We start from the raw sequence: 19,528 nt of genomic DNA, 5'->3' as shown, positions 1-19,528 counted from the left end.
ACTGGCACCGGTTCGATTGGCGCCGATTCGACTGGCGTCGATATGCCGGACCCTTCCGCGCCGGTGCCCTTTTGGGAGTACAGCCCCCGTGTTCCATTCCTTCTTTCCGCGTCCGAAGCTGTTCTTCGCCAGCTTCGCCCTCTATGCCATTGCCTGCGTGGTGCTGTGGTTCACCCTGGTCGAGGGATGGGGTCCCCGGCTGAGTCTCGGCTCGTTGTTCGGCCTCACCTTTCCCGACGCCCTGCCCGTGGGCGCCGATGAGGCAGCCCAGGCGGCCTTCGCCGCCGCGCAGGAACCGGCGCAAACCTTCTGGTTCTACCAGTACCTGGCCCTCTGCTATGGCCTCTTCACTGGCCTCTGGTATCTACTCTCGCGGCACCGCTGGCGCCGCTGGTCGGTCGCCGGCTCCGCCCTCATCGTCTTCCTCACCTGGTATCAGGTGCAACTGGACGTGATGATCAACGAATGGTTCGGCACCTTCTATGATCTGGTGCAGAAGGCGCTGGGCTCGCCGGGCAGCGTCGCCGCCGATGACTATTACGGGCAGCTCTTTACCTTCGGCCGCATCGCCCTGCTGTTCATCACCATCGCCGTTCTGACCAGCTTCTTTGTCAGCCATTTCGTGTTCCGCTGGCGCACGGCCATGAACGATCATTACATGTCGATGTGGCACAAGGTGCGCCATATTGAAGGCGCCTCGCAGCGCGTGCAGGAAGACACCATGCGCTTCGCCACCATCATGGAGACACTCGGCGTCAATTTGATCGATTCGGTGATGACGCTGATCGCCTTCCTGCCGATCCTCTGGGTGCTCTCCGGCCATATCACCGAATTGCCGCTGATCGGCCAGGTGCCGCAGCCGCTGGTCTTTGTCGCCATCCTGTGGTCGATCTTCGGCACCGCGCTGCTGGCGCTGGTCGGCGTGCGCCTGCCTGGCCTCGAATTCCGCAACCAGCGGGTCGAGGCCGCCTACCGGAAGGAACTGGTACTGGGCGAGGAATATGCCGACCGCGCCCAGCCGCCGACCGTGCGCGACCTCTTCGACAATGTGCGGCGCAACTATTTCCGGCTCTATTTCAACTATCTCTATTTCAACGTCGTGCGCTACGCCTATCTCCAGGTGGGCGTGCTGGTGCCCTATATCGCGCTCGCGCCGACGATCGTCGCCGGCACAGTGACGCTGGGCGTCATGCAGCAGATCATCCGCGCCTTCGGGCGGGTCGAGACTTCGTTCCGCTTCCTGGTCAATTCCTGGACCACGATCGTCGAACTGATGTCGATCTACAAGCGCCTCGCCGCTTTCGAGGCGGCGATCGCCAACCAGCCGCTGCCGCAGATCGATCGCGACTATCTGGAACGTGCAACCTTGCGCCCTGAATAGGCGGCGCAAGAGCCGCCGGTAACGGCCCGTTGTCATCTCTTCGACACCGACCAAGGGCTATCTTGCCGTCGCGTGCCGATGGAATAGGGTGCGACGGCTAGATTGAGCGGCGGCAACGAAAGGGAAAACGCGATGGGCTACCTCACCACCAAGGACGGCTCCCGCATCTTCTACAAGGATGAAGGCAAGCGCGACGGCCAACCGATCGTCTTCTCCCATGGCTGGCCGCTCTCGGCCGATGCCTGGGATGCGCAGATGGTCTTTTTCGGGCGTGAGGGGTTTCGCGTCATCGCCCATGACCGCCGCAGCCATGGCCGCTCGGACCAGACCTGGGACGGCAACCATATGGACCAGTATGCCGACGACCTCGCCGAACTGGTGAATCACCTCGACCTCAGGAAGGCGGTCTTCGTGGGCCATTCCACCGGCGGCGGCGAGGTCACGCATTACCTCGGCCGCCACGGTACCGGCCGCGCCGCCAAGGCCGCCCTCATCGGCGCCGTGCCGCCTCTGATGCTGAAGACGGCGGCCAATCCCGGCGGCCTGCCGATCGAGGTGTTCGACGGGATCCGCAAGGGCACCTATGACAACCGCGCCCAGTTCTTCAAGGATCTGGTCACACCCTTCTACGGCTACAACCGCCCGGGCAAGACCCTGTCGGAGGGCATCCGCGACTCATTCTGGCTGCAAGGCATGATGGGCGGGCTCAAGGGCCAGCTCGACTGCATCCGCGAGTTCTCCGAGGTCGACTACACAGAGGACCTGAAGAAAATCGACATCCCCACTTTGGTTCTCCATGGCGATGACGACCAGATCGTCCCCATCGGCGCCTCGGCCCTTCTCTCCGCGAAGATTTTGAGAAACGCCACTCTCAAGATTTACGAAGGCGCCGATCACGGCCTCGCCCAGACCCACCAGGACCGCTTCAACGCCGATCTGCTGGCCTTCATCCGAGGATAGGCGGGCCCGCCCTCCTGCCGCCTGCATTGCCAGATACCGCCGGGTCGCAATAATATCAGGCCAATGAAGCGATGACCTCGCGCCGGGAGTGCGCCACGAAATGCGGAACTGGCTGCTTTCACTGCTGTTACTGCTTGTTCTCGGCGCGCCCACGGCCAATGCCGATGACACGGCGTTGCCGCCGGCGGAACTGTCCGCCGCCGAGGAAGCCGAGGTCGATGCCATTGCGCTGCCGCTGCCGCCGCCCTGGACCGGCGATTTCGACGGCATGCGCGAGCGGCGCCTGGTGCGCATCCTCGTGGCGCACAGCAAGACGCTTTATTTCCACGACCGCGGCATGGAGCGCGGCATCGATGCGGAATATGCCCGCGCCTTCGAGGCCTGGCTCAACAAGAAGCTCAAGACCAAGGCGTTGAAGTTGCGCGTGGCGCTGGTGCCGGTGCCGCGCGACCGCCTGCTGAGCGGCCTTGTCGACGGTATCGGCGACATCGCTGCCGGCGCCCTTACCATCACGCCGGGTCGCGCCGCCGTGGTCGATTTCACCGATCCGGTTGCCACCAACATTTCCGAGTTGGTGGTGACCGGGCCGAAATCGCCGCCGCTTTCCAGCATCGACGATCTTGCCGGCCAGACCGTGCCGCTGCGCAAGTCCAGCTCCTATTACACCCATGTCCGGGCGCTGAGCGACCGGCTGGTGGCGGCAGGCAAGGCGCCGATCAAGATCCAGATCATGGACGAGGATCTGGAGGATGAGGGCATCATGGAGATGGTCAATGTCGGCCTGCTGCCCTTGGCCGTGGTCGATCGCTACAAGGGCCTGTTCTGGGCCCAGGTATTGACCGATCTCAAGGTGCGCGAAGACCTGGTCGTCAATGCGGGCGGGAACATCGCCTGGGCTGTGCGCAAGGACAGCCCGCTGCTTGCGGCCGAGATCAACACCTTCATGCAGGACCACCGCGTCGGTACCACCTTCGGCAACACGGTCGTGAAGCGCTATCTGAAGAGCACCAAGGCGCTCAACAACGCCTATGACAAAGAGGCGCTGGCACAATTCCGCGCTACTGTCGGGCTGTTTCGCAAGTATGCCGGAGAGTATGGCTTCGACCATCTGATGATGGTGGCCCAGGGCTTCCAGGAATCGAAGCTCAACCAGGCGGCGCGCAGCCCGCGCGGTGCCGTCGGGATCATGCAATTGCTGCCCTCGACCGCCGCCGACCCCGTTGTTGGCATCACCGGCATCGAAGAAGATGCCGAGAAGAACATCCATGCCGGCATCAAGTATATGTCGGTGTTGCGCGCGAAATATCTCGACGACCCGGACCTTGACGAGCGCTCGCGCACGCTGATGACCTTCGCCGCCTACAATGCGGGCCCGGGCAATCTCAGGAAGTTCCGGCGTCTGGCCGATAAGGAAGGGCGCGACCCCAATCGCTGGTTCGACAATGTGGAGGTGGCCGCCGCCAAGATCGTCGGCGCCGAGACAGTGCAATACGTCTCCAACATCTACAAATACTATGTCGCCTATAAACTGATCTCCGACGGCGCCATGCAGCCGTGAGTGCAGCGCCAAGTTCCGGCTAGAATTGCTTGGCGATCAGCTCTATCGCGACAGCTTCCTCGGCAAGATCGAAGCTCGCGGCGGCGGCGATGCTTGCTTCCGTACCAGCGGCGTTCAAACGATGGGCCGTGATACCGACAAATTCCGACGCGGCCCAGGTGACCAAAAGATATACGGTCCCATCGAGTGTCACGGTGTCGTTATTCACCTGGGAGGGTGCCAGATCGGCGCAGCGAATGCCGAACAAATCGCCGGCGGCCGTGAAGACACGGCGTTCAGCATCGGCGCGCGGCAATGCATCCTCCACCCAGCAATTCTTCGTGGAGGCAACGAATGCGGGCTCTTTCATCGCTGCCGAAACCGGCAATCTTTCGGCCAAATCGGCCGCATGTTGTTCCAGCCACCCGACGATAGCTTCGTCGTTCCAGGATGGATCCGGCATTATCATGGCACCCATAACGATATCCCGGCGCCCGGCAACCTGCCTCTTTGTCAGGCTTGTTGTCGTCTTGATGGCAATCGCGTAGTCGCATTTTATAAACTCGTTGGCCAGTTCCGCGCCGGCGAAATGCCAATCGAAAATCTGGAGACCGTCTGCGTCGCGTCTCGGTTCGCTTGATTGGGTGAGGATGAAATTGCCGATTTCGGGAAAGCGCAGCAAATCGACCTGCATGCCGGCGCAGTCACGGGCAGGACCTGCGGCCTCCACCAGATTGCGCGCGCGGTCCAGCGTAAAGGTTTGGATTTGACCGCAGGTGTCGCCGGTTGAATCGGTCCGACTGGCGACGATCATGCGGTCGTACTTCACCCGCAGATCGAACCAGTAAAGGGGTTTCCCCAAATCCGTCAGGGCGGCCATCGCTCGTGGCGACCACTTCATCGGCGCGGCCCAGGCGGTCAATTCCCGATGATCCGCCGCTTCCTTCTTGTCCGGATACCATTCGACCGGCGTCAGCCGCTGTCTCTCGGCATCGGCATGGGTCATGTAGTCGAGGATTTCCTTGGGCGATTGCCCCGTATACCTGTTCCGATCGGCCACCAGTTCCGACATGGCCTTGTCGAGTACTTCGCAATCGGATGCCATCGCCGGGTTCGCAGCAAGGATCGGGGAAAGGCCGGCGCAGACCAGAACGGCAGTTCGCCACATGCTCTGTCCCGGCAATCGCCACCGCCAGCTTGGCTGGGAATAGTGCTGTTTCATCAGGAAGCCCGCGAGAAATCCGACAAGACGATAACTTATAGTTGTCAATCTTGTAGCGGACAATGGGCGGCTTGACTGGGTTGAGCTGACGCTATTCCGCCGCTTGCACCCGTGGCAAAAGCGGGCGGTTGTCGGCGATGAGGTGCCGCGCCTCGGCGGCCGGCACCGGCTTGCCGAGGAGATAGCCCTGGGCCTGGTCGCAGGCCTGGGCCTGCAGCAGGACCAACTGCTTCTCGGTCTCCACACCTTCCGCCGTGACGGCGAGATGGAGCGAGCGGCCAAGCGCGATGACCGCGCGCACGATCGCCATCGACCCCGCATGGCTTTCCATGGCGTGGATGAAGGAGCGATCGATCTTCAGCTTGTCGAAGGGGAAGCGCTGCAGATAGGAAAGCGAGGAATAGCCGGTGCCGAAATCATCGAGCGAGATGCGGACACCAGCGGCCTTGAGCTCATTGAGCGTCGCCAGGGTGCGTTCCGGCTCGACAATGAGGACACCCTCGGTGATCTCGAGTTCGAGGCGCTGCGGGACGAGGCCGGTTTCGGCCAGGATGGCGAGAATCTCGGCGGCAAGGTCCGGCTGGCGGAACTGCACCGGCGAGAGATTGACGGCGACGCTGATATGGGCAGGCCAGGTTGCTGCCTCGCGGCAGGCCGTGCGCAGGACCCAGGCCCCCATGGCGTTGATGAGGCCGCATTCCTCGGCGAGCGGGATGAATTCGGCGGGCGAGACCATGCCGCGCTCGGGATGGCGCCAGCGAAGCAGCGCCTCGAAACCCTGCACGGAGACGCTCCGGCAATCGGCCAGCGGCTGGTAGAAGAGTTCGAGATGGTCGGCGGCCAGGGCCTGGCGCAGATCGGCTTCCAGCTTGCGCCGCTCGACCAAGCGCCGGTCCATCTCCGGCTCGAAGAAGCGATAGGTGCCGCGGCCGGCTTCCTTGGCGCGGGCGCGTGCCTCCTCGGCGGCGCGCATCAGCGAATCGCCGCAGGCGCCGTCCTCGGGGAAGAGGGCGATGCCGACGCTGGCGCCGACGACCAGGGGTTCGGCCAGTTGTTTCAGGGCGAAGGGCTGCGCCATGGCCTTGACCAGGCGGTTGGCCAGAACTGCCGGACCGTCGGGATGCGATACGCCGACCTGGATGATGGCGAATTCGTCGCCGGAGATTCGCGCCACGGTATCGTCGGCGCGGATGCTGTCGCCGAGCCGCAGGGCGACCTCGCGCAGCAGCGCATCGCCGGCCTCGGTGCCGCCGATTTCGTTGACGGTGCGGAACTTGTCGAGATCGAGGCTGATCACGGCGACCGTGGTCCCGCTGCGCTTGGCGCGCGCCACCGCCTGGATCAGGCGGTCGCGGAACAATGCCCGGTTGGGCAGGCCGGTGAGGCCGTCGTGATGGGCGAGGTGGCGGATCCGCTCCTCGGCCGCCTTCCGCTCGCGCGTATCGCGCACGATGATGACGCGCGCATCGCCGCCTTCATAGGGCAGCGGCCGGGCATAGATGTCGGCGGTGATGACGCTGCCATCGGCGTGGCGCAGAAGAGTCTCCGATTCCTTCGGCTGCGCGACCTGCGCGGAATCGCCTTGTTGTTCGCCGGCCTCGAGGGCTTTCAAATGAGCCGTCAGGATGTCGTGCATGGCGGGATCGGTCAGGTCATGGAGCTTGCGCCCAACGAGGTCCTCCGGCCGGTAGCCCAGCATCCGCGCCAGCCGCGCGTTGACGTCGAGGATGACGCCGCGCCGATGGATCACGATGCCCTCGAAGGCGGCATCGGCCAGATGGCGGAAACGCTGTTCGCTGACCCGCAGGCGCGCGGCCTCGCCCAGCGCCAGGCGCTTGGCGGCCCGCGTCATCTGCCATTGCCGCCAGCACAACACCGAGGTGGCGCCGAGGCCGAGTATGGCGAGGGCGGCAATAGTTGGCAGCATTTGGGTCAGGCTGGCGATCATGCGGCTAGGCTGTCGGGCCGCGGCGGTCGGCGGTAATCAAGCCAGCCCCTGTCGGCGCGGCCGGCATATAAAGTGTTCGCGTCATCCTGGCACCCGTCCACCCTTTCCGCCCATTTGCCCTTCTGGTCGCTTCGTGGCCTTGTTGGGCCAGCACCGTCCGGCGCCCCTGAATGACCGGCTGACTGACCGGCGACTTCGCTCCCCGCGGCCACCGACCATCGATACTGGCTTTATTTTTAGCGCTGCGAATCTTATCAAGCGGTTAAAGAGAACATACATAAGTGTTTGTTGGCGCAGGAATTGACAGAATTCCTGTCCGCATCCAATTTTTTGGCCAAAATCAAGCCAGTGCTAGGTCTTGCAGCCCACATTATCAGGCAGGGCCCGAAGCAGAATGGCGTGACTTTATCAGAGTGTGAGGAGGGGCTGGCCGCGGATCGCCTGCGCGAAGGTAAATCCGACCAGACCGAGGCCAAGCAGGGCGCCCGCCAGGACCACAAAACGCGCCCGGCGCTGCCAGTATCGGTCGGCCAGCAGGCCCAGCAGGGGCAGGGCCTGCATCAGATGGGTGGCAAAGAAATGCGGCACCCGGAGGTCGCCGCCGGATTGCGACCAGCCGAAGAGGGGCAAGCCGCCGGAATCGCTGCGGATGCCGCCCACCCAATGGCCTTTGTCGGCCACCAGTTCGCCGGAACCCAGCGCGCCCGCCACGACCAGCGTCGCAGCACCACCGAGGATAAGGCCCAGCACGGCACCGAGGCAGAGCCCCTCGCCTGTTTCCGCCCGGGCACCACGGCGCAGGACCCAGCCGAGTTGCATGGCGTTGAGCACGATCAGCAGCGCGCCCACGCCCATCGCATTGTAGAGCGCCGCCTCGAGCGGTGTTTCCAGGTTGAAATGCGAGGCCCGGCCGCGCGCTGCCTGCAATGTGATGTAGAGGACCTCGCCGAAGGCGGCGACCACCGCCGCGAGGAAACCGCGCCGCAGCCAGGGCCCCGCCGCGGCCGCCGGATCGAGCAGCGCTGCCAGCCAGGTCAGGGTCGCGAAATGCACGAAGAGCGAAAGCTGGAACTTGATCGGCTTCGACCAGACGCTGGCGCCGTTCAATTGGCGCGGGTCGATCCCGGCCAGAGCCAGGGTGACGGGCAGCAGCACCAGCATCAGGCCCCTGGCAAGGAAGCCCAGCGCCACCGGATCAAGCGGCCGGCGCTGCGGCGCAGCCGGCGCCAGTGTGGTGGCGCGGATTTGCGGGGCAGCCAGCATCGAGATCAGCATGTCGGCACCCGGCGCGCCCGCATGGCGAGGCCCGAAGCGGCGCCCCACCACAGCACCAGGCCGATCGGCCCGAACAGGAAGGTGGCAAGGAGAATCGGCGCCTGCACCAGGCGGCTGACCCCCAGCGCATCGGCGCGCGCCGCGATCCAGCCGCCAACGAACAGATCGAAGGCGAGGTAATGCACCCAACCCGCCAGCAGCAGCGGCTCGCTGGCGAAGAGCTGCCGCAATTCGGCCAGCGAGCCGAAGCCGCCGGGGACAGTGAAGAAATAGGCCAGGATAAGTCCGGCATAGAACAGGGAGAGCAGGAGCACGACACCCTGCCGCAGGACGAGCAGCAGAAATGGCCGACGCGGCAGCAGGATGAGTGCCGCCCAGCCGGCCATGGCGAGCGAACCTGATGCCGAAAACAAATCCTCCCAGTCAGGCGACCAATCCAACGCGAATTCTCCCGGCAGCGATATCTTGACAGTGACTAGATTTCTCTAGAGCCGAATCTTGTCACTGTCAAGTTTGAGTTGACGCGGGCCGCCGGATCAGCCTAGGAACGGAAGCGGGCGGGCGGTGAGGACAGATGGGCAAGAAGGCGGGCTATCATCACGGCAATCTGCGGGCAGCACTGGTCGAGGCGGCGCTGGCCATCCTGGAAGCGGATGGCCTGCCCGGCCTGACCCTGCGCCGGGTGGCGGCCCAGGCGGGCGTCTCGCATGCAGCGCCGGCACATCATTTTCCCAATCTGCAGGCGCTGCTGACGGCGCTCGCCACCATCGCCTTCGAGCGCTTCACGCAATCCATGGCCCGCGCCCGGGCCCGGGCGAAACCAGACCCTGAATCCCAGGTACGCGCCGCAGGGCGCGGCTATCTTGCCTTTGCGCGCAGCCATCCCGCCCTCTTCCGCCTGATGTTCTCCGCCGGCGATCTCGACTGGCAGGATCAGGCGCTGCAAGCGGCGGGTGCTGCCGCGTTCCGCCAGTTGCAGGAGATCAGCGCGCCCTTTGCCGATCTGCTGGGCCTCGCGGGCGAGACGGACAGGCGCGAGCTTGAGCGGCTCATCTGGGCCAGCGCCCATGGCTATGCGCATCTTGCCATCGACGGCAAGATGCCGGCCACCGGCAACCCGCCCGACGTGGCGCGCTTCCTCAGCAAGCGCTAGGCGCGCTCGCGGCGCGTCAGTGGCGCGTCAATCCTGGAACCGCGCCGAGGCCAGATCGCTGCGCAGCGTTTCCAGCAGGGTTTCCTTGAGGCGTTCGACGGCGGGCGCGCCGCGCTCCTGTGCTGCATGGAGAAAAAGCTCGACCGGCGGCGCCATGGCGGGCAGGCCGCTGTCGCGGCCCAGCACAACGAGTTGCTGCGGGAGTCCCTCGGCGGTGCGCGGCGTGACGCCCAGCCCCGCTTCGACCGCGGCAAAGAGGCCGGCAAGGCTCGGGCTGTTGAAGGCGATGCGCCAGGCCAGGCCAGCCGCGTCCAGCGCTGCGATCGCGCGCGTGCGGAAGGTGCAGGGCGGCCGAAAGACGATGAGGGGCACCGGCTCGCCCGCCGTCACGCGGAAATCGGCGCGGCCCACCCAGCATAAGGGAATCTCGGCCAGGCGGCGGCGATAGGGACTGGGGTAGTCGCCCCAGGCCAAGGCGAGGTCAAGCTCGCCTTTCGCCACCTGTTCGGCCAGCAGCACGCCACGATCCACCACCACGTCGACCTTGATGCCGGGATGGGCGCGGGCAAATCGGCCGAGCAGCGCCGGCAGCCAGTGCTGGGCGAAATCCTGTACCAGACCGAGGCGCACCCAGCCCTCGAGTGCGATGCCCCGCGTTGCGGCCACGGCCTCGTCATTGAGTTCCAGCAGGCGCCGCGCATAGGAAAACAGGATCTCGCCCGGCGCCGTCAGCGCGAGGCCGCGCCCTTCCTTCCGGAGCAGCGCCTCGCCGACCTGTTCTTCCAGTTTCTTCAATTGCAGGCTGACCGCCGATTGCGAGCGGCCGAGGCGCTGGGCGGCCTTCGCGAAGCTGCCCAGTTCCGTGCCGGTGACGAATGTCCGCAACACGTCCATGTCGAGGTTGGTGATGCGCATGGCGCCCGCGGGCTCCTTTAATACTTTCGATAATCAAAAGCATAATATCAGAACTACCCGTTATTTAAAATTATCGAGGCGGCTTAGATCTGGGGCATCGCAACTGGATAGGAGTGCCCGCCATGCGTGAACTGGCCCCTGAAATCGTCACCCGCCTGATGCGGGCGGAAGTATCGCCTGCCTACCGGGGCGCGGATCAACCGGCGCACCGGCCCGATCCTGCAGATGCCGTCGGCGTTGCCATCGCCCTTGCCGCCCTCATGCTGGCGATCGCCCTCGCCTTGGCTGAGATCGGCGATGACGTGGCCGATGCGGTCGCGCTGCCACCCCTCACCCCTCTGGCCGAGGGGCATGATTGGGCAGGTTTCAGCGCCTAGCGAGTCAGGTTAGGCCAAGGATCGGATGGCAGCCGCGCAACCTCTTTCGAGCAAGGCTGTTGCGAACGCGATCGGCTATCGACCCGCGGTCATCCCTCGACTGTTCTGCCGCCATCATCGCACCAGCGGCCAAGTTCGTCCACGTCCTGAAATTCCGCGTCGTTATGGGACGGAAGCTCCGGGCGAACTTCCCGGCGGACCGCGAGGCAGTCTGGCGTGCGCCTGATGGAGGCTAGAAAGGCCGTCGCCATGCAGCCCCGATATGGTTCGATATCACGGCGCGGCATCGCGATCGGGCCCTCCGCTATCAACCGCTTCAGGTCACCACGTGCGCGCGAAACACGACTCTTGATAGTGCCCACTGCACAGTTCTGAGACGACGCAGCCTCGACGCAGCTGAGTCCGCTGACACTCACTAGTATCAGGGCCTCACTTTGCTCCCGAGACAACTCCTGGAAGGCGCGGCGGAAGTCCGCAAAATGCAGGATGTCGTCCTGTATTGCAGGAGTCGACGGCTCGTGCAGCATTTCATGAATCGGGATATGTCTGTACCGTGCGCGGCGTTGCTCCGAGTAGAAGATATTGCGAGCGATGGTGCATATCCATGCCCGAAAATTTGTTCCTGCTGCGAACTTCTCGGCATTGCCGATAGCGCGAAGTATGGCGTCCTGCACCAGATCGTCGGCCCGGTCGCGGTTCCCGGTGAGGTAGCGAGCAAAGATGCGCAAGCTATTCTCGTGCCTCATAACCAGGTCCCGGATCTGTTCCCCATGCGACGCAGCGTCTGCTGCGCCGGCGACGGCCTGGACTGGTAGCCGTAAGGGTCGAGTATCGATAGGGGGCTCGTCGCACAACGGATTGGGACCGGTTCGGGTCGAAACGATAATGCTCATGATGATTGCCTTTCGCTTTGTCGCATTGGAACCACGGAACAAATGTGCCGCGACAGCAATCAATGCCGGCCGCTTCGACGTCACCGCGGTTCGTGCAAGCGCTGAGAACCGCGCGACAGCGACTTTTCATGGCCAAACAGCACAAAGAAGCAGGTCAAGCCTCGGGCGCGAGCAGGGCATACCTGCCCTGGATCGAACCGTCTCAGGCTTGCCATCAGTGTCTGGACGGATAGGACGTCTGGCTCACCCGGGGGCAAGATCACAAGAACTGTCTTGATCTCTGTACCTTGAGAAAGCCTAGGCCACATATCGCCGGGCAGATGTGCTGTTTTGAACAGCGTCAGCTGCAAGCCGGATTATAATGACAATGCGCTGTAGCTCTGGTCCTTTCCAGCAGCGGCAACAGAGACAACAACAGAGTCTGAGCCAGGGGTTTGCCATCGAATGGCAGGCGCCGGAGGCCGGCGAAACAACGAAAACAGAGGGTCGACGCATCAACGATGCGGGCGATTCCCGGGAGACTAGTGATGGACAGCCCCTCGCAACTGAGACCGGGACTCTATGGTGCCTTGATCGGCTGCATAGTGACCTTGTCGATCGGATTCACCGTCGGCGGCTGGTATCTTGGCAGCACGGCGGAAACTTTGGCCAACGCCCGCTCGAAAGTGGCCGTCATCGAGGCATTGGTGCCAATCTGCGTCAGCTACCAGCAGGTCGATCCAAATTCCAGTGGCAAGCTTGCCGAACTGTCCGCGATGAAAACAGCCTATGAACAACGAGACTTCGTGATGAAGGCCGGTTGGGCGACGATGCCGGCGACGGATGCGCCAAATCGCGAACTGGCCGCAGCCTGCGCAAGTGCCCTCGCCAGGTCTGCCGCGGGCTGAAGTCGGACCAGGGGCGGTTTCAGTCTGTTGCCCTTGTAGAAACCCGGATATCTTCGCATGGAACAAAGCCGGAGAACATGTAGACTGGACTGCCGAAGCCGGTGATACACTGAATAGAGCGGGGTTCCCGCGGACCATCCGTCAGGTGGCGCGCCACTGAACACCTGCTGCCGTGCATTGAGGGAGTTTCGGTCATCCGAGCGAGACAAAAAGCGCAGGGAAAGAAGTCCGGAGTGGCAACCGATGGCCGCAAGAGTGCCGGGCGGGCTCGCGGTGGGAAAGCAGAAAAATCACCAGTCGACTTGCCAAGCGCTAAGCCGCCGATTGCCAAGAAAAAATCTCCCCTCATCCGTGCAGCAAGATTGGCCCCGTCGACGGCCACTGACATCGAAGCCTTTTTCAGCACGCTTGGCGATGGTCGTTCCCCGGCGAATTACCGGCCCAGATCAATAATATATCGGCAAGGTGATCCGGCAGACGCCGTCTACTACATTGAATCCGGAAAGGTGCAGCTGATGGTCGTCTCGGCGCACGGCAAGGAGGGCGTGATCGCGATGCTATCGGCCGGGGATTTTTTTGGCGAGGGTTGCCTCGCTGGCCAGCCCGTTTACATGGCGTCAGCCTCCGCCATGGCAAAGTCGGCAATCCGCCGGATCGACAAGCGCGCCATGATCAATGCGCTGCATCGGAATTCCGCCATGTCGGAAATGTTCCTTGGATTCCTGCTCTCTCGCAACATACAGATCGAAGCAGATCTCATCGACCAGCTATTCAATTCCAGCGAACGTCGACTGGCGCGCCTGCTCCTGCTGCTGGCCAATTTCGGCAAGGAAGGAAAGATGGAGGCCGTCATTCCACGGATAAATCAGGATATCCTTGCGGCGAAGGTCGGTACCACGCGCTCGCGCATTAACTTTTTCATGAACAAGTTCCGGAAGCTCGGCTTCATCGAATACAATGGCGGCTTGAAGGTTCACACCTCCCTCCTGAATATCATCGTTCACGACTGATTGTTCGTGCCTGGTCATTCCGATACGGAATGCGCCTGTTCAAATGTGAACAGACGCGCCTGCCACAACATGCATCCTGTTGAGATGCGCCATCTGGCACGGTTACCTCATCTGACACGGCTCCTTCTTGCGCGCCGGACTGCTGGAGCGAGCGGAGAACTGGCATGACTGAACGTCGAGGTCGACTTTTCAATGTTCCCTTTGTCAGCAACTATCTGCTGCTTCCCTTGCGCTCGCTGGCCGATGCACAGAAAGCTATTCTGGATAGTCGCGGTAAGGGTACAGGCGCGACGGAAACGTCGCATAGCAAGGCTGCGGACCACCCGATTTCATCGACCGAGGGCAACAGCAGAACCCCATCCAAGGCCTAGCGTGCGCTGCGATGCAGTCATGCGGCGCCCGCGCTGTTATGGTTCGGAAACGCTAGAATTTCGCCACGCGACGGCACGGCGTCATTGATTGGGACCAGGGTTATCTCGGCACTCCCCTGGCTTGCCGGCATGGCCGATATGGGGGAGGGCGATCAAGCCGGTCTGGTGCCGGTCGGATCCCGCCGCGGCATGATGAGGCGCAGCCTTATCGGCGCCAGGGCGATCCGCATGGGCAGGCGGCCGATGATGTCGCCATCGCCCTGCACCGGGTCGTCGATTGGCCCGGTGATCTCCACCCGGCTGCCGCTGGCGATGGCATAGCCGGCCGTCCGCGGCAGGCATCCGAGAGCGAGAGCCAGTCCATAGCGCAGCACCTGGAAAATGCCGCGGCGCTCGAACAGGCAGATCTCGAAACCCGCCTTGCCGAGGTCGGCCGCCGGTGCCACCACATGGCGGCCACCGTAATACCGGCCCTTGGCCACGATCACCGACGCCGCCTCGATCGGGTCGCCGCCATCGATGCTGACGCGATAGGTGGGGTAGGGAAAGCGGCGTGCCTCGCGCAGCGCCTGCCACATATAGGCAAGCTTTCCGAGGCGCTTCTTCATTGCGGGATCAACGCCGGCCACGACATGGGCGTCGAATCCCGCCCCGACCATCAGCGAGAAGGCGCGGCCATTCGCCAGACCGACATGGACCCGGCGCGCCTGGCGCGCGTCAAGAGTGGCGGCGATCGCCGCCGCATCGACCGCGAGACCGATTTCCGCCGCCAGCACATTGGCCGTCCCCATGGGGATGATGCCGAAGGGCATCGCATCTGCATCCACGGCGGTCACGAGTCCGTTGATCGCCTCGCCGATCGTGCCGTCACCACCGGCGACGGCCAGCAGATCGGGGCGGTCCTGCTTCGGCATCCGCACGATGGCGCGGGCCAGGCGCTCGGCATCGCCGCGCCGCGCCGTCGCCTGTAATTCGATCGCCCAGCCGCGCGCCGTCAGCCGGTCGGTGACATCCTCGAGGAAGCCCCGGCGACGGCGCCCGGCAATGGGGTTGAAGATGATGGTGAGACGGGGGGCGGCGGGCACGGGCGTGAGTGTTCGGGTCTGGTAGAACATCTGCCGGGAATGGCCGGGCGAACCTAGATCAATCCCCGGTCAAGGACCATGCCGATGCAGCGTTTTATGTTTTACCTCGAAAGATACATTATTGTGTTAATACATTTTCGATCTTCGGGACTGTACGGCAGCGCGATAATCCCCTATAAACCGCGCCTTCCGCCGGTTGCCGGCGGGCAATTATTTGACTCTGGAGCAGGCTTTCTTTATATAGCCGCGCCAAAGCGCAACCGACTGAATTCCGTGGAGAATACCCGTGAAACGCACCTATCAGCCGAGCAAGCTCGTGCGCAAGCGCCGTCATGGCTTCCGCTCGCGCATGGCGACCAACGGTGGCCAGAAGGTCATCTCGTCGCGCCGCGCCAAGGGCCGCAAGCGTCTCAGCGCCTGATCCGGGCGCGGGTCGCTTGAGCTCCGGCGCCGCCTCCACCGCTTCGATTTCCGCGCGATGACCCGCATCGGCCGCCTGAAACGGCGCGCCGAATTCCTGGCCGCCGCCGCCGCCAACCGCAAATGGGTCGCCCCAGGCCTGGTGCTGCAGGCACACGCCCGTGACGTTGCCCGGGAGGTTACGGGCGGGGCCGCAGCCGCGACGACCGCCCATTCCACCATGACACAGCCGGATCTGCGCCTGGGTTTTACGGCCAGCCGCAAGGTCGGCAATGCGGTCCTGCGCAACCGGGCCAAACGACGCCTGCGCGCGGCTGCCACCGAGACCCTGCGCGAAATCCTGGACGGCCAGGCGGTGACGGCAGCGGCCGACCTCGTCCTCATTGCCCGGCCTGCGACAATCAACCGCGACTATCGCAGCCTGAAGCAGGATTTCCGCCGCGGGCTGAGTAAGCTTGGCGTCATCGCCGCCGCCGCGGGAACGCCGCGATGAGGCGGCTGATCCGGCGCCTTGCAGGGTTGCCCGCCGTCTGCGGCATTCTGCTGATCCGCACTTACCGCCTGTTGCTTTCGCCCTGGCTCGGCTATCACTGCCGCTTCCAGCCGACCTGCTCGGCCTATGGCATCGAGGCGATCTCGCGCCACGGGCTGGTCAAGGGCGGCTGGTTGACCTTGCGCCGGCTGGCGCGCTGTCACCCCTGGGGAGGTTCCGGCTTCGAACCGGTGCCGCCCGTCGAACCGACCAGATCGCACGCCCAGTGCCGCGATCACGCCCACCAGCACCGCTGAAACCGCCTGACAAGATCTCAAATCCGGGACCGCCGAACTCATGAATCCGCAGATCGACAAGAAGAACATGGTCATCGCCATCGCCCTATCGATGGCGATCATCTTCGTCTGGCAGTTCTTCTTCGAAATGCCGCGCATGGAACGCCAGCGCGCCGAGCAGGCCCTGCTGGCCGAGCAGCAGGCCGCCCAGCAGACCGAGGCCGGGCAGCTCGCGACACCGCAGCAGCCGGCAGCCGCAGACGCCGCAGGGAATGCGACGGGTGGCGCCCCCCTTGACCTCGCCGCCGCCACCGCCAAGCTGCCGCGCGACGAGGCGCTGGCCCTCAGTCCGCGCGTCAGGATCGACGCGCCGAAGATCCGCGGCTCGGTCGCGCTCAAGGGCGGGCGCATCGACGATCTGGTCCTCAAGAACTACCGCGAGACGATCGAACTCGACTCGCCCAACGTCGTGCTGCTTTCACCGGCCCGCGCCGATCTCGGCTATTTCGCCGAAACCGGCTGGGTTGCTGTCGGCAACGTAAAGACGCCGGATGCGGAAGCGATCTGGACCGCAGATCGCGACACGCTGTCGCCTGACAGCCCGGTGACGCTCACCTGGGACAATGGCGAAGGGCTGGTCTTTACTCGCCGCATCACGGTCGACCAGGACTACATGTTCGACATCGTCGATTCCGTCACCAACAACGGCAGTGCTGCGGTCAGCCTCGCCCCCTATTCGCGCGTCAAGCGCATCGGCCTGCCGCCGCTCGACGGCATCTACATCCTGCATGAAGGGCCGATGGGTGTGCTGGAAGGCTCGCTCAACGAGCACACCTATGGCGATATCCGCGACCAGGCGCTGGAGGCGCCGGTGGGCGATCTCGCCGCCGCCGCCGTCACCGCCAGCACCACCGGCGGCTGGCTGGGCCTTTCCGACAAGTACTGGCTGGCGGCCCAGGTGATCCCGGCAGACGCGCCGGTGAAGGCGCGCATGTTCTACGGCACGATCGACGATTCATACCAGGTCGATTACACCGCCGGCACGCGCGAGGTAGCGCCGGGTGCGGCCGTCGATTTCGACCACAAGATCTTTGCCGGCGCCAAGGAGGTTTCACTTCTGGAGCACTACCGCGACACCTTCAACATCCCGCTGTTCGAGCGGGCGGTCGATTTCGGCTATTTCTTCTTCCTGACCCAGCCGCTGCATGCCTTCCTCGACTGGATCTTCCGCTTCGTCGGCAATATGGGCATCGCCATCCTGCTGCTGACCGTCGTGGTGAAGGCGGTGATGTTCCCGCTCGCCAACAAATCCTATGTCTCGATGAGCAAGATGAAGACCCTGCAGCCCAAGATGCAGGAGCTCAAGGAGACCTATGGCGACGACAAGCAGCGCTTCCAGCAGGAGATGATGGCCCTCTACAAGAAGGAGAAGGTCAACCCGGCCGCCGGCTGCCTGCCGATCCTGATCCAGATCCCGGTCTTCTATGCGCTCTACAAGGTGCTCTACGTCACCATCGACATGCGCCATGCGCCGTTCTTCGGCTGGATCGATGATCTTTCGGTCAAGGATCCGACCACCGTCCTCAACCTTTTCGGCCTCATTCCCTGGGATCCCAGCGCCTATTTCTCGATCCCGATCCTCGGCCTCATTCTTTCCTTCCTCTCGATCGGCGTCTGGCCGCTGGTGATGGGCTTCACCATGTGGGCGCAGATGCGCCTCAACCCGACCCCGCCCGACCCGATCCAGGCGCGCCTCTTCGCCATCATGCCGTTCATGTTCACCTTCATGCTGGCGCCCTTCGCCGCCGGCCTCGTGATCTACTGGGCGTGGAACAACACCCTCTCCATCGCGCAGCAGAAATTCATCATGTGGAAGCTGGAGAAGGCGAAGGAGAAGCAGGCGCAGAAGGCTGGCGCCTGAACATGAGCGCCGGAACGGGCGATACCAGGTCAGCGGGCGAAAGGCTGTTCCAGCGCGAATGCAAATTCGTGGCCGGTGCTGCCGCCATCGACCAATTGCCGCCGATGGGGCCGATCGAGGTGGCTTTCGCCGGCCGCTCCAATGTCGGCAAATCCAGCCTCCTGAACGCTCTCACCGGCCGCAAGGCGCTGGCGCGCGTCTCGCAGAATCCGGGCCGTACGCAGCAGCTCAACTTCTTCGACCTGCATGGCGAACTGGTCCTGGTCGACATGCCGGGCCATGGCTATGCCAAGGTTTCCAAGAAGACCATCCATCACTGGCAGCATCTGATCGAGGCCTATCTCAAGGGCCGCGCCAATCTGCGCCGCCTGCTGCTGCTCATCGACAGCCGCCACGGCTTCAAGGAGAGCGACCAGGAGCTGATGGACCTGCTCGACCAATCGGCCATGTCCTATCAGGTCGTGATGACCAAGGCCGATACGCTGAAACCCGCCGAGCTTGCCGCCAACCAGGCGACGTTCCAGGCGATGATCAGGCGCCGCCCGGCGGCACATCCCGAGATTCTCGTCACCTCGGCGGAGACCGGCATGGGTATCGCGGAACTGCGCGATGCCCTGGCTGACCTCGCGGCGCAGGGCTAGGCGCTAGATCCGCGCCTTTTCGACGAAATCACGCGCCGCTTCGTCGAATATCTGCCAGTAGACGAGCAGATCCTGCGGGAACAGCACGCGATAGCCGATCTCGTCATCGAGTTTCCGCCGCAGCGAGCAATGGTCGGGCCCGTCATAACCCAGAGGCAGCGGCTCGCAGACGATCAGCGTGGTGACCTCCTTGTCATCTAGGCCGAAGACGAAGATCGGCGCCCCCGGCAGCGTTTGAAAGGGAGCCAGGGAATGCAGGTCGAGCGCCTTCTGCCATTGCCGCACATAGGCCACCCTGGTGCCGGTGGCAGCACGCTGCGAGGTGATGGTGAATTTGTAGGTACTGCCCGCCGGCTCTGCCTCGCGCCCCGTCCAATCGGCGAAGGCCCCGGCCAGAGTCGGGGTCAGGTCAGGCACGGATGCGGCCTGCAGGACATCGACCTGAATGATATCGGCAAGCCCCGCGAGTTCCGCCGGCGCCAGCTGCTCGGCCGGCATCTGCACCGCCAGGCGGGCAAAATCGCCACGCGGGCCGAACATCACGGGCCAGGTCTGCAGCAGCGCGCCTTCGGCAAAGGCGAATTCCTCGCCGGCAACCCGGAAGGTGAACGGCGGGGGATTCGAGGCCGCAGCCGTCGGTTCGTCCGCCGGCATGGGCTCTGCCCCCTCCTCGACGCTGCCGGCCGCACAGGCGGTCAGCAGCAGCAATGCTGCCAATCCGGTCAACTTGCGCAATACCTCGGCTGTTCGCATCGTCATTCCAA

General features: G+C 63.8%; 21 protein-coding genes. 13 read left to right on the top strand and 8 right to left on the bottom strand.

Features of this window, described 5'->3' with window-relative positions:
• Positions 1-88: 88 nt before the first annotated feature.
• The 3 genes from sbmA to A8950_RS10550 all read left to right on the top strand — a co-directional run bounded on the left by sbmA (position 89) and on the right by A8950_RS10550 (position 3,899).
• Complete coding sequence (gene sbmA / locus A8950_RS10560) at positions 89-1,381, top strand: peptide antibiotic transporter SbmA (protein WP_133613605.1); 1,293 nt, start codon at positions 89-91, stop codon at positions 1,379-1,381.
• Between the two features lie 132 nt (positions 1,382-1,513).
• The gene (locus A8950_RS10555; protein WP_133613604.1) at positions 1,514-2,341 is read left to right on the top strand and encodes an alpha/beta fold hydrolase; all 828 of its coding nucleotides are present in this window, start codon (positions 1,514-1,516) and stop codon (positions 2,339-2,341) included.
• A 100-nt stretch (positions 2,342-2,441) separates the two neighbouring features.
• On the top strand, positions 2,442-3,899 hold the full coding sequence (locus tag A8950_RS10550; RefSeq protein ID WP_133613603.1) for an MltF family protein: 1,458 nt from the start codon (positions 2,442-2,444) through the stop codon (positions 3,897-3,899).
• A gap of 19 nt (positions 3,900-3,918) precedes the next feature.
• Here A8950_RS10550 and A8950_RS10545 read toward each other — a convergent pair whose 3' ends face one another.
• The 4 genes from A8950_RS10545 to A8950_RS10530 all read right to left on the bottom strand — a co-directional run bounded on the left by A8950_RS10545 (position 3,919) and on the right by A8950_RS10530 (position 8,763).
• Entirely contained in the window at positions 3,919-5,100 is a 1,182-nt protein-coding gene (locus A8950_RS10545; RefSeq protein WP_133613602.1) for a hypothetical protein, read from the bottom strand.
• A gap of 91 nt (positions 5,101-5,191) precedes the next feature.
• Positions 5,192-7,048 (bottom strand): putative bifunctional diguanylate cyclase/phosphodiesterase, encoded by a 1,857-nt coding sequence (locus tag A8950_RS10540; protein WP_133613601.1) that lies wholly within the window; start codon positions 7,046-7,048, stop codon positions 5,192-5,194.
• Between the two features lie 408 nt (positions 7,049-7,456).
• A complete protein-coding gene (locus A8950_RS10535; protein ID WP_133613600.1) occupies positions 7,457-8,323 on the bottom strand; it encodes a hypothetical protein in 867 nt (288 codons plus the stop codon).
• A complete protein-coding gene (locus A8950_RS10530; protein WP_208109826.1) occupies positions 8,317-8,763 on the bottom strand; it encodes an ABA4-like family protein in 447 nt (148 codons plus the stop codon). The genes A8950_RS10535 and A8950_RS10530 overlap by 7 nt, the downstream gene beginning before the upstream one ends.
• Before the next feature lie 134 nt (positions 8,764-8,897).
• Between A8950_RS10530 and A8950_RS10525 the strand changes: the two genes are divergently transcribed.
• Complete coding sequence (locus A8950_RS10525) at positions 8,898-9,476, top strand: TetR/AcrR family transcriptional regulator (protein ID WP_133613599.1); 579 nt, start codon at positions 8,898-8,900, stop codon at positions 9,474-9,476.
• 27 nt (positions 9,477-9,503) lie between these two features.
• Here the strand turns inward: A8950_RS10525 and A8950_RS10520 are convergent, their stop codons facing one another.
• Complete coding sequence (locus tag A8950_RS10520) at positions 9,504-10,391, bottom strand: LysR substrate-binding domain-containing protein (protein WP_133613598.1); 888 nt, start codon at positions 10,389-10,391, stop codon at positions 9,504-9,506.
• Positions 10,392-10,513: 122 nt separating this feature from the next.
• Between A8950_RS10520 and A8950_RS10515 the strand changes: the two genes are divergently transcribed.
• Positions 10,514-10,768 carry a hypothetical protein gene (locus A8950_RS10515; RefSeq protein WP_133613597.1) on the top strand — a complete coding sequence of 85 codons (255 nt, stop codon included), beginning with the start codon at positions 10,514-10,516 and terminating at the stop codon, positions 10,766-10,768.
• An 89-nt stretch (positions 10,769-10,857) separates the two neighbouring features.
• Here A8950_RS10515 and A8950_RS10510 read toward each other — a convergent pair whose 3' ends face one another.
• Positions 10,858-11,661 carry a sigma-70 family RNA polymerase sigma factor gene (locus tag A8950_RS10510; RefSeq protein ID WP_133613596.1) on the bottom strand — a complete coding sequence of 268 codons (804 nt, stop codon included), beginning with the start codon at positions 11,659-11,661 and terminating at the stop codon, positions 10,858-10,860.
• A 527-nt stretch (positions 11,662-12,188) separates the two neighbouring features.
• Between A8950_RS10510 and A8950_RS10505 the strand changes: the two genes are divergently transcribed.
• From A8950_RS10505 to A8950_RS10495, 3 genes are all read left to right on the top strand, one after another.
• Positions 12,189-12,548 carry a hypothetical protein gene (locus A8950_RS10505; protein ID WP_133613595.1) on the top strand — a complete coding sequence of 120 codons (360 nt, stop codon included), beginning with the start codon at positions 12,189-12,191 and terminating at the stop codon, positions 12,546-12,548.
• Positions 12,549-12,781: 233 nt separating this feature from the next.
• A complete protein-coding gene (locus tag A8950_RS10500; RefSeq protein ID WP_208109825.1) occupies positions 12,782-13,558 on the top strand; it encodes a Crp/Fnr family transcriptional regulator in 777 nt (258 codons plus the stop codon).
• Positions 13,559-13,722: 164 nt separating this feature from the next.
• Positions 13,723-13,929: a hypothetical protein gene (locus tag A8950_RS10495; RefSeq protein ID WP_133613594.1), complete on the top strand. Its 207-nt coding sequence runs from the start codon at positions 13,723-13,725 to the stop codon at positions 13,927-13,929.
• Between the two features lie 152 nt (positions 13,930-14,081).
• On the opposite strand, the gene A8950_RS10490 is transcribed toward A8950_RS10495, so the two are convergent.
• Positions 14,082-15,044 carry a diacylglycerol/lipid kinase family protein gene (locus A8950_RS10490; protein ID WP_133613593.1) on the bottom strand — a complete coding sequence of 321 codons (963 nt, stop codon included), beginning with the start codon at positions 15,042-15,044 and terminating at the stop codon, positions 14,082-14,084.
• A 256-nt stretch (positions 15,045-15,300) separates the two neighbouring features.
• Between A8950_RS10490 and rpmH the strand changes: the two genes are divergently transcribed.
• Genes rpmH through yihA form a run of 5 tightly spaced genes read left to right on the top strand, consistent with a single transcriptional unit; the run spans position 15,301 to position 18,764 of the window.
• Entirely contained in the window at positions 15,301-15,435 is a 135-nt protein-coding gene (gene rpmH, locus A8950_RS10485) for a 50S ribosomal protein L34 (protein ID WP_133613592.1), read from the top strand.
• A gap of 57 nt (positions 15,436-15,492) precedes the next feature.
• Positions 15,493-15,927, top strand: a complete 435-nt coding sequence (gene rnpA / locus A8950_RS10480) for a ribonuclease P protein component (protein ID WP_133613591.1) — start codon at positions 15,493-15,495, stop codon at positions 15,925-15,927.
• Entirely contained in the window at positions 15,924-16,223 is a 300-nt protein-coding gene (gene yidD / locus A8950_RS10475; RefSeq protein ID WP_133613590.1) for a membrane protein insertion efficiency factor YidD, read from the top strand. The genes rnpA and yidD overlap by 4 nt, the downstream gene beginning before the upstream one ends.
• A 40-nt stretch (positions 16,224-16,263) precedes the next feature.
• Entirely contained in the window at positions 16,264-18,123 is a 1,860-nt protein-coding gene (yidC, locus tag A8950_RS10470) for a membrane protein insertase YidC (RefSeq protein ID WP_133613589.1), read from the top strand.
• 2 nt (positions 18,124-18,125) lie between these two features.
• Positions 18,126-18,764, top strand: a complete 639-nt coding sequence (yihA, locus tag A8950_RS10465) for a ribosome biogenesis GTP-binding protein YihA/YsxC (protein ID WP_133613588.1) — start codon at positions 18,126-18,128, stop codon at positions 18,762-18,764.
• 3 nt (positions 18,765-18,767) lie between these two features.
• Here yihA and A8950_RS10460 read toward each other — a convergent pair whose 3' ends face one another.
• Positions 18,768-19,523 (bottom strand): hypothetical protein, encoded by a 756-nt coding sequence (locus tag A8950_RS10460; RefSeq protein ID WP_133613587.1) that lies wholly within the window; start codon positions 19,521-19,523, stop codon positions 18,768-18,770.
• Positions 19,524-19,528 lie beyond the last annotated feature (5 nt).

Origin of the sequence: Dongia mobilis (assembly GCF_004363235.1) — a bacterium.
Taxonomy (GTDB): Bacteria; Pseudomonadota; Alphaproteobacteria; order Dongiales; family Dongiaceae; genus Dongia; species Dongia mobilis.
The sequence above is the reverse complement of the archived record's forward strand: the minus strand, read 5'-3'. Positions and strand labels throughout refer to the sequence as shown.

Coding starts and splice junctions, on each gene's coding strand:
- A8950_RS10555 (WP_133613604.1), top strand. CDS start 1,514: ATGGGCTACCTCACCACCAAGGACGGCTCCCGCATCTTCTACAAGGAT.
- A8950_RS10550 (WP_133613603.1), top strand. CDS start 2,442: ATGCGGAACTGGCTGCTTTCACTGCTGTTACTGCTTGTTCTCGGCGCG.
- A8950_RS10545 (WP_133613602.1), bottom strand. CDS start 5,100: ATGAAACAGCACTATTCCCAGCCAAGCTGGCGGTGGCGATTGCCGGGA.
- A8950_RS10540 (WP_133613601.1), bottom strand. CDS start 7,048: ATGATCGCCAGCCTGACCCAAATGCTGCCAACTATTGCCGCCCTCGCC.
- A8950_RS10535 (WP_133613600.1), bottom strand. CDS start 8,323: ATGCTGATCTCGATGCTGGCTGCCCCGCAAATCCGCGCCACCACACTG.
- A8950_RS10525 (WP_133613599.1), top strand. CDS start 8,898: ATGGGCAAGAAGGCGGGCTATCATCACGGCAATCTGCGGGCAGCACTG.
- A8950_RS10520 (WP_133613598.1), bottom strand. CDS start 10,391: ATGCGCATCACCAACCTCGACATGGACGTGTTGCGGACATTCGTCACC.
- A8950_RS10515 (WP_133613597.1), top strand. CDS start 10,514: ATGCGTGAACTGGCCCCTGAAATCGTCACCCGCCTGATGCGGGCGGAA.
- A8950_RS10510 (WP_133613596.1), bottom strand. CDS start 11,661: ATGAGCATTATCGTTTCGACCCGAACCGGTCCCAATCCGTTGTGCGAC.
- A8950_RS10505 (WP_133613595.1), top strand. CDS start 12,189: ATGGACAGCCCCTCGCAACTGAGACCGGGACTCTATGGTGCCTTGATC.
- A8950_RS10495 (WP_133613594.1), top strand. CDS start 13,723: ATGACTGAACGTCGAGGTCGACTTTTCAATGTTCCCTTTGTCAGCAAC.
- A8950_RS10490 (WP_133613593.1), bottom strand. CDS start 15,044: ATGTTCTACCAGACCCGAACACTCACGCCCGTGCCCGCCGCCCCCCGT.
- rnpA (WP_133613591.1), top strand. CDS start 15,493: ATGACCCGCATCGGCCGCCTGAAACGGCGCGCCGAATTCCTGGCCGCC.
- yidD (WP_133613590.1), top strand. CDS start 15,924: ATGAGGCGGCTGATCCGGCGCCTTGCAGGGTTGCCCGCCGTCTGCGGC.
- yidC (WP_133613589.1), top strand. CDS start 16,264: ATGAATCCGCAGATCGACAAGAAGAACATGGTCATCGCCATCGCCCTA.
- yihA (WP_133613588.1), top strand. CDS start 18,126: ATGAGCGCCGGAACGGGCGATACCAGGTCAGCGGGCGAAAGGCTGTTC.
- A8950_RS10460 (WP_133613587.1), bottom strand. CDS start 19,523: ATGACGATGCGAACAGCCGAGGTATTGCGCAAGTTGACCGGATTGGCA.